We start from the raw sequence: 7,672 nt of genomic DNA, 5'->3' as shown, positions 1-7,672 counted from the left end.
TGTCGTGAACGGCCCGGGCGAGGCGCGGGAGGCCGACCTGGGTGTGGCGTCCGGCAACGGCAAGGGCCAGATCTTCGTCAAGGGCGAGGTCATCAGGACGGTCCCTGAGTCGAAGATCGTGGAGACCCTGATCGAGGAGGCCATGAAGCTGGCCGAGCAGATGGAGAAGGACGGCGCCGGGGCCGGAGAACCGGCCGTCACCGTGAGTTGAACAGCACGGACGTGAGAGGGGGCCCGAGCGTGACGATTCTGGAGAGCATCCGGGGACCACGTGACCTGAAGGCACTGTCCGAGGCGGACCTGAGTCGACTGGCGGAGGAGATCAGGGAGTTCCTGATCCACGCGGTCGCGAGGACGGGGGGTCATCTGGGGCCCAATCTGGGGGTGGTGGAACTCTCCATCGCGCTCCACCGGGCCTTCGAGTCACCGGTCGACCGCATCCTGTGGGACACCGGCCACCAGAGCTATGTGCACAAGCTGCTGACAGGACGTCAGGATTTCTCCAAACTGCGCGGAAAGGGCGGCCTGTCCGGCTATCCGTCGCGTGAGGAGTCCGAGCACGACATCATCGAGAACAGCCATGCCTCCACCGCGCTCGGCTGGGCCGACGGACTCGCCAAGGCCCGCCAGGTGCAGGGGGAGAGGGGGCATGTCGTCGCGGTCATCGGCGACGGCGCCCTCACCGGCGGCATGGCCTGGGAGGCGCTCAACAACATCGCCGCTGCCAAGGACCGCCCGCTGATCATCGTCGTCAACGACAACGAGCGCTCGTACGCGCCCACCATCGGCGGTCTCGCCAACCACCTCGCCACCCTGCGCACGACGGACGGCTACGAGAAGGTGCTGGCCTGGGGCAAGGACGTGCTGCAGCGTACGCCCGTCGTCGGCAACACCGTCTACGAGGCCCTGCACGGCGCGAAGAAGGGCTTCAAGGACGCGTTCGCCCCCCAGGGCCTCTTCGAGGACCTGGGCCTGAAGTACGTAGGACCCATCGACGGACACGACATCCGGGCCGTCGAGTCGGCACTGCGCCGCGCGAAGCGCTTCCACGGGCCGGTGGTCGTCCACTGCCTGACCGAGAAGGGCCGCGGCTACGAGCCCGCACTCGCCCACGAGGAGGACCGCTTCCACACCGTCGGCGTGATGGACCCGCTCACCTGCGCGCCGCTGAAGCCCTCCGGCGGCCCCTCGTGGACGTCGGTGTTCGGCGACGAGATCGCGCTGATCGGCGAGGAGCGCGAGGACGTCGTCGCGATCACGGCGGCCATGCTGCACCCGGTCGGCCTGGCCGGGTTCGCGGAGCGGTTCCCCGACCGGGTGTGGGACGTCGGCATAGCCGAGCAGCACGCGGCGGTGTCCGCGGCGGGCCTCGCGACCGGCGGACTGCATCCCGTCGTCGCCGTCTACGCGACCTTCCTCAACCGGGCCTTCGACCAGCTCCTCATGGACGTCGCCCTGCACCGCTGCGGCGTCACCTTCGTCCTGGACCGGGCCGGGGTCACGGGCGTCGACGGAGCCTCGCACAACGGCATGTGGGACATGTCGGTCCTCCAGGTCGTGCCGGGGCTCAGGATCGCCGCACCACGCGACGCCGACCAGCTGCGGGCACAGCTGAGGGAGGCGGTGGCGGTCGACGACGCGCCGACCCTGATCCGCTTCCCGAAAGAGTCGGTGGGTCCGGCGATCCCCGCGGTGGACCGGGTGGGCGGCCTGGACGTGCTGCACCGCGACGAACGGCCGGAGGTGCTGCTGGTCGCCGTCGGCGTCATGGCGCCCGTCTGCCTTCAGACCGCCGAACTCCTTCAGGCCCGCGGCATCGGCTGCACGGTCGTCGACCCGCGCTGGGTTAAGCCGGTCGACCCCGCCCTGCCGGGCCTGGCCGCCGGCCATCGGCTCGTCGCGGTCGTCGAGGACAACAGCCGCGCCGCCGGCGTCGGATCCGCGGTCGCGCTGGCGCTCGGCGACGCCGACGTCGACGTACCCGTCCGCAGGTTCGGCATCCCGGAGCAGTTCCTCGCGCACGCCAAGCGCGCCGAGGTGCTCGCCGACATCGGCCTCACGCCCGTCGAGATCGCGGGGCGGATCAGCGCAAGCCTGACCGTCAGGGACGAGCTGTCCAAGGAGAAACAGGAATGACCATCCCTTCCGGCGGTGAGTTCGACCTCGGCGCGCTCCTCGCCGAGCGCGGCGCCGAGCGCTACGAGCTGCACGCCCGGTACCTCAATCACCAGCTCCCGCGGATGCTCCACACCATCGGCTTCGACAAGATCTACGAGCGGGCCGAGGGCGCCCACTTCTGGGACGCGGACGGCAACGACTACCTGGACATGCTCGCCGGCTTCGGGGTGATGGGCCTGGGCCGCCACCACCCCGTGGTGCGCAAGGCGCTGCACGACGTCCTGGACGCGCGGCTCGCCGACCTCACCCGCTTCGACTGCCAGCCGCTGCCCGGGCTGCTGGCGGAGAAGCTGCTCGCGCACAGCCCCCATCTGGACCGGGTGTTCTTCGGCAACAGCGGGACGGAGGCGGTCGAGACCGCGCTGAAGTTCGCCCGGTACGCCACCGGCCGGCCGCGGATCCTGTACTGCAGCCACGCCTTCCACGGGCTGACCACGGGGTCCCTGTCGGTGAACGGCGAATCCGGGTTCCGCGACGGCTTCGCCCCGCTGCTGCCCGACACCCCGGTCCCGCTCGGTGACCTGGTCGCCCTGGCCCGGGAGCTGGACAAGGGGGACGTGGCGGCGCTCATCGTCGAGCCGATCCAGGGCAAGGGCGTACACGAGGCCCCGCCCGGCTATCTGCGGGCCGCCCAGGAGCTGCTGCACCGGCACAAGGCGCTGTTGATCGCCGACGAGGTGCAGACCGGGCTCGGCCGGACCGGAGACTTCTACGCCTACCAGCACGAGGAGGGCGTCGCACCGGACCTGGTGTGCGTGGCGAAGGCGCTCTCGGGCGGCTATGTACCGGTCGGCGCCACCCTCGGCAAGGAGTGGATCTTCAAGAAGGTCTACTCGTCGATGGACCGGGTGCTGGTGCACTCGGCGAGCTTCGGCTCCAACGCCCAGGCGATGGCGGCCGGGCTCGCGGTCCTCAGCGTCATGGAGAACGAGCAGATCGTCGCCAATGCCCGGGCCGTCGGCGAGCAGCTGAAGTCCCGGCTCACGGCGCTCGTGGACAAGTACGAGCTGCTCAGCGACGTACGCGGCAGGGGCCTGATGATCGGCATCGAGTTCGGCCGGCCCAGCTCGCTCAGGCTGCGCGGGCGGTGGACCATGCTCCAGGCGGCCCGTAAGGGCCTGTTCGCGCAGATGGTCGTCGTCCCGCTGCTGCAACGGCACCGCATCCTCACCCAGGTCTCCGGCGACCATCTGGAGGTGATCAAGCTGATCCCGCCGCTGGTCATCAACGAGCAGGACGTCGACCGGTTCGTGGACGGCTTCACCGCGGTGATGGACGACGCGCACGGCGGCGGCCTGATGTGGGACTTCGGAAAGACACTGATCAAGCAGGCGGTGGCGAACCGCTAGCCGCGACCGTGATGGCCATGGCTTTGCCTCTGGGGCAATAAATTTGCCGGAGAGGCAAGTCTGCGGCTGAATAGGGAGCATGACCGCTCCCGAGAACGAGTCCGGCCCTGGCGAGGACCTGCCCGCCGTCGCGCCGCAACTGCGTGCGCTGCGCCGCCGCGCCTCGCTCACCCTGGAGGCCGCGGCACGCGCCGCCGGGCTCTCGCCCGCGCATCTGTCCCGGCTGGAGACCGGGCAGCGCCAGCCCTCGCTGCCGATGCTGCTCGCGCTGGCCCGTGTCTACAGTACGACCGTCTCCGAACTGCTCGGCGAGACCGTCGCCGACCGGGACGCCATCGTGCGCGCCCCCGCCATGGAGCCGACCCGGGCGGGTGGCTGGACGTACTGGCAGGCCGGCGCGTCCGGGCGCGGAATGCAGGCCCTGCGTGTCCACGTCCCGTACGGGACCCAGGGCGACATCGTGCGTGTCCATCCGGGCGAGGAGTGGCTGTACGTCCTCAGGGGACGGCTGCGGCTGAGCCTCGGCGACACCACGCATGTGCTCGAACCGGGGGACAGCGCCCACTTCGACTCGCTGACCCCGCACCGGCTGGCGGCCGCCGATCACGGCGGAACCGATCTGCTCTTCGTCCACACGCTGCTGCAGAGCCCGCTCACCGCACTCTGCCTCGGCCCTCATCCTGGAGAAACACCATGAGCGACATCGAAGACAAGTTCCCCCGCGCTCTGTGGGTCCGCCTGATCATCTACATCGCGGCCGGCCACCTCTTCGCCGGCTTCATCTATCTCCTGTTCTCGGTGGGCGCCAAGTAGGACCGGGCCGACCGGGCCGACCGGGCCGACCGGGCCGGTGGGGCCAGGTCCCGCACGGCGGCCCGGCCGCTCAGTCCAGCAGTCGCCCGCGCAGCCTCTCCCGCATCTGCGGAGTCACACCGAGCCCCTGCTCCAGATAGGCGTCCACGCCACCCCAGGTCTCCTCGACGGTCTCGAGTGCCGCCGCCAGATACTCGACCCGCGCGTCGAAGAGGGGGCTGAGCAGCTCCATCACCTCGGGCGAGTACGTGTCGGCGGAGGAGCCGTTGCGGCGAACCTTGTACCGGCGGTGCTTGGCGTTGGACTCCAGGTAGTCCGCGAGGATGGCGTCCCGTTCGACCCCGAGGGCGATGAGCGTCACCGCGATCGACAGGCCCGCACGGTCCTTGCCCGCGGCGCAGTGCATCAGCGCGGGCACGCTGTCCTCGGCCATCGCGTGCAGCACCCGGGAGTGCTCGGCGGTGCGCTCCCGGATGATCGTGCGATACGAGGCGATCATGCGGTTCGCGGCCTTGCCGTCGGAGAGCAGCCCGCGCAGCTGCTCCAGATCGCCGTCGCGGACCATCTTCCAGAACTCGGCCCCGTCCGCCGGGTCCGTCAGCGGAAGGTTGACGTTCCGCACGCCCGCCAGCTCGACGTCCGGGCCCTCCAGCTTCATGTCCGCCGCGTTGCGGAAGTCGAAGACGGTGTGCAGACCGAGGGAAGCGAGAAACGCCGCGTCCTGCTCCGTGGCGTGCGCGAGGTGGCCGCTGCGGAAGAGCACTCCGTGCCGTACGCGCCGCCCGTCCACGGTCGGCAGGCCGCCCAGGTCGCGGAAGTTGCGCACTCCGGTCAGCTCGGGCTCGGTAGACGGGATCTGCTGCGTCACGGGGGTCCTCCCATCCGTCCGTCGACGCTGCTCGTCGACGGGCCGCGCTTCGACGATACGACATGGGTTGAACGGGCAATCATCGCGGACGGGGTGCCTGGCCGAACCCGGCCCGCAGCCGTTGCCCAGGAGGCCTCTCAGGCCCGATCATGTTGAGGCCTGGTCGTACCTGATCGAATCTGTGGGGGTCCCATGTTGGAGATCGGCGCTGACGGTCGTACCTGGCTGCTGTCGGGACCCGGGAGCAGCTACGCGGTGCGGCTCACCGACGGCGACGAACTGTTGCATCTGCACTGGGGCCCGCGTATCGCCCTCGCCGACGCGGAGGCCCTCGCCGCCCTCCCCGCCCCCCGCTACCGGCCCTTCGAATCCCCGCTGGACGGCCGCGAGGAGTACCCGGTCGAGGGCGGCCCCCGCTTCGTACGGCCAGCCCTGTCCGTGCGCACCGAGGAGCGCCGGGGCACCGAGTGGGCCTTCGCGTCGTACGAGACCGACGGCGAGGAGCTGCGGCTGCGGTTCACCGACACCGGGCTGCGGATCACCCTCCACTACCGGATGCGCGGCGATGTCGTCGAGCGCTGGGTGACCCTCGCCAACGACGGCGCCGCCCCGGTGGAGCTGCTGCGCGCCGACTCGGCCACCTGGACCCTGCCGGAGCGCGAGGGCTGGGGGCTGTCACAGCTGCACGGCCGCTGGGCGGCCGAGTCCCGGCTCGTACGGTCCGGCCTCACCTACGGCGAGAAGGTCATCGGCAGCCGCCGCGGCCACACCGGCCACCAGCACCTTCCCTGGGTCGCGCTGGACACGGACGCCACCGAGGAGCGGGGCGAGGTCTACGGCTGCGCGCTCGCCTGGTCGGGCAGCTGGCGGATCGCCGTCGCCCAACTCCCCGACGCACGGGTGCAGATCACCGGCGGCGCCGGCTACGACGACTCGGGCCTGCTGCGGCTGGCGCCGGGGGAGACCCACACCACCCCCGTCTTCGCCGGACTGTGGAGCGACGGCGGTTTCGGCGGCGCGAGCCGCGCCTGGCACGCCTACCAGCGGGCGTATGTCATCCCGGACGCGGACCGGGACCGGCCCGTGCTCTACAACTCCTGGGAGGCGACCGGATTCGGCATCTCCGAGGAGCAGCAGCGGGTGCTGGCGCGACGGGCCGCGGCGATGGGCGTCGAGCTGTTCGTGGTCGACGACGGCTGGTTCGGGGCGCGCACCAGCGACCGGGCCGGACTCGGCGACTGGACCCCCAACCCCGACCGCTTCCCGAGCGGCCTGAAGCCGCTCGCCGACGATGTGCACGCCCTCGGGATGCAGTTCGGCATCTGGGTCGAGCCCGAGATGGTCAACGCGGACAGCGACCTCTATCGCGCGCACCCCGACTGGGTGCAGTACCAGCCGGGACGGAGGCGGACGGAGTTCCGCAACCAGCTCGTCCTCAACCTGGCCCGCGAGGACGTCCAGGAGTACCTGTGGGAGCAACTGGACGGACTGCTCTCCAGCGCCCCGATCGACTATGTGAAGTGGGACTTCAACCGCTGCTTCACCGACGCCGGCTGGCCCGGCGAAGCGTATCCGCAGCGGTTGTGGGTCGACCATGTGCGCGCGCTCTACGGACTGTTGGACCGGCTGCGGGCCGCGCACCCCTCGGTCGCCTTCGAATCCTGCTCGGGCGGCGGCGGGCGCGTCGACCTCGGCATCATCAGCCGTACGGACCAGGTGTGGACCTCCGACAACACCGATCCGCTCGACCGGCTCGCCATCCAGCACGGCTTCAGCCAGATCCATCCGGCCCGGGTCATGGCTGCCTGGGTCACCGACAGCCCCAACACCCAGCTCAACGGGCGGGTCAGCTCCCTGCGCTTCCGGTTTGTGAGCGCCATGGCCGGGGTGCTCGGTGTCGGCGGCGACCTGGCGGAGTGGGCCGAGGAGGAGTTGGAGGAGGCCCGGGACTGGGTGGGCCTCTACAAGGAGATCCGCCCCGTCGTCCAGCGCGGCGACCTCTACCGGCTACGGCGTCCCGAGGGGGGTCTCAGCGCGGTCCAGTACGTCCTCGGCGACGAGACCGTCGTCCTGGCCCTGCTCCAGGCGCAGCACCACGGCGAGCCGGTCGCGCCGCTGCGGCTTCGGGGCCTCGACCCCACAGCGACATATAAATGCCGCGAAACGGGCGAAATCCACCGAGGTGCCGTGCTGTTGCACCACGGTCTGCGGACCGGACTGCACGGCGACTTCGACGCGACGGTCATCCGGCTGCGCCGCGTCTGAGCCGGTCGGCGCACATCATGCCACTGATCCTGCGGATGCACTTCGGGCCGTTCAACATCCCTCTTCAGGGGCTTATTCCGGATCGGCCCGAACAAGTCGAGTGGTTTATCTCACCGCCCGTCAACCCCTTCTTACGGTCGCGTAGCTCACACCAAAGGGTGAATCATGGTCCGATGTGGCAGACGATTCGAAGAGTGAC

7 protein-coding genes are annotated in these 7,672 nt (G+C 70.3%); 6 read left to right on the top strand and 1 reads right to left on the bottom strand.

What is annotated here, in order from left to right:
• The 5 genes from AB0L95_RS37105 to AB0L95_RS37085 all read left to right on the top strand — a co-directional run.
• Positions 1–211 (top strand): flavodoxin-dependent (E)-4-hydroxy-3-methylbut-2-enyl-diphosphate synthase (locus AB0L95_RS37105; RefSeq protein ID WP_365170092.1); only part of this gene is annotated, 211 nt, incomplete at its 5' end.
• Between the two features lie 29 nt (positions 212–240).
• Positions 241–2,136 carry a 1-deoxy-D-xylulose-5-phosphate synthase gene (dxs, locus tag AB0L95_RS37100; RefSeq protein ID WP_365170089.1) on the top strand — a complete coding sequence of 632 codons (1,896 nt, stop codon included), beginning with the start codon at positions 241–243 and terminating at the stop codon, positions 2,134–2,136.
• A complete protein-coding gene (locus tag AB0L95_RS37095; RefSeq protein WP_365170086.1) occupies positions 2,133–3,527 on the top strand; it encodes an aspartate aminotransferase family protein in 1,395 nt (464 codons plus the stop codon). The genes dxs and AB0L95_RS37095 overlap by 4 nt, the downstream gene beginning before the upstream one ends.
• Positions 3,528–3,606: 79 nt before the next feature.
• Positions 3,607–4,224, top strand: a complete 618-nt coding sequence (locus AB0L95_RS37090; RefSeq protein WP_365170083.1) for an XRE family transcriptional regulator — start codon at positions 3,607–3,609, stop codon at positions 4,222–4,224.
• Positions 4,221–4,340, top strand: a complete 120-nt coding sequence (locus AB0L95_RS37085) for a DUF6126 family protein (protein ID WP_365170080.1) — start codon at positions 4,221–4,223, stop codon at positions 4,338–4,340. The genes AB0L95_RS37090 and AB0L95_RS37085 overlap by 4 nt, the downstream gene beginning before the upstream one ends.
• A 70-nt stretch (positions 4,341–4,410) precedes the next feature.
• On the opposite strand, the gene AB0L95_RS37080 is transcribed toward AB0L95_RS37085, so the two are convergent.
• Positions 4,411–5,208 (bottom strand): tyrosine-protein phosphatase, encoded by a 798-nt coding sequence (locus AB0L95_RS37080; RefSeq protein WP_365170077.1) that lies wholly within the window; start codon positions 5,206–5,208, stop codon positions 4,411–4,413.
• Between the two features lie 192 nt (positions 5,209–5,400).
• On the opposite strand from AB0L95_RS37080, the gene AB0L95_RS37075 reads away from it, so the two are divergent.
• On the top strand, positions 5,401–7,473 hold the full coding sequence (locus tag AB0L95_RS37075; RefSeq protein WP_365170074.1) for an alpha-galactosidase: 2,073 nt from the start codon (positions 5,401–5,403) through the stop codon (positions 7,471–7,473).
• Positions 7,474–7,672 lie beyond the last annotated feature (199 nt).

Source organism: Streptomyces sp. NPDC052036 (assembly GCF_040680495.1).
Classification (GTDB): Bacteria; Actinomycetota; Actinomycetes; order Streptomycetales; family Streptomycetaceae; genus Streptomyces.
Note: the sequence above shows the minus strand (reverse complement) of the source record. Positions and strands in the feature narration are given on the sequence as shown.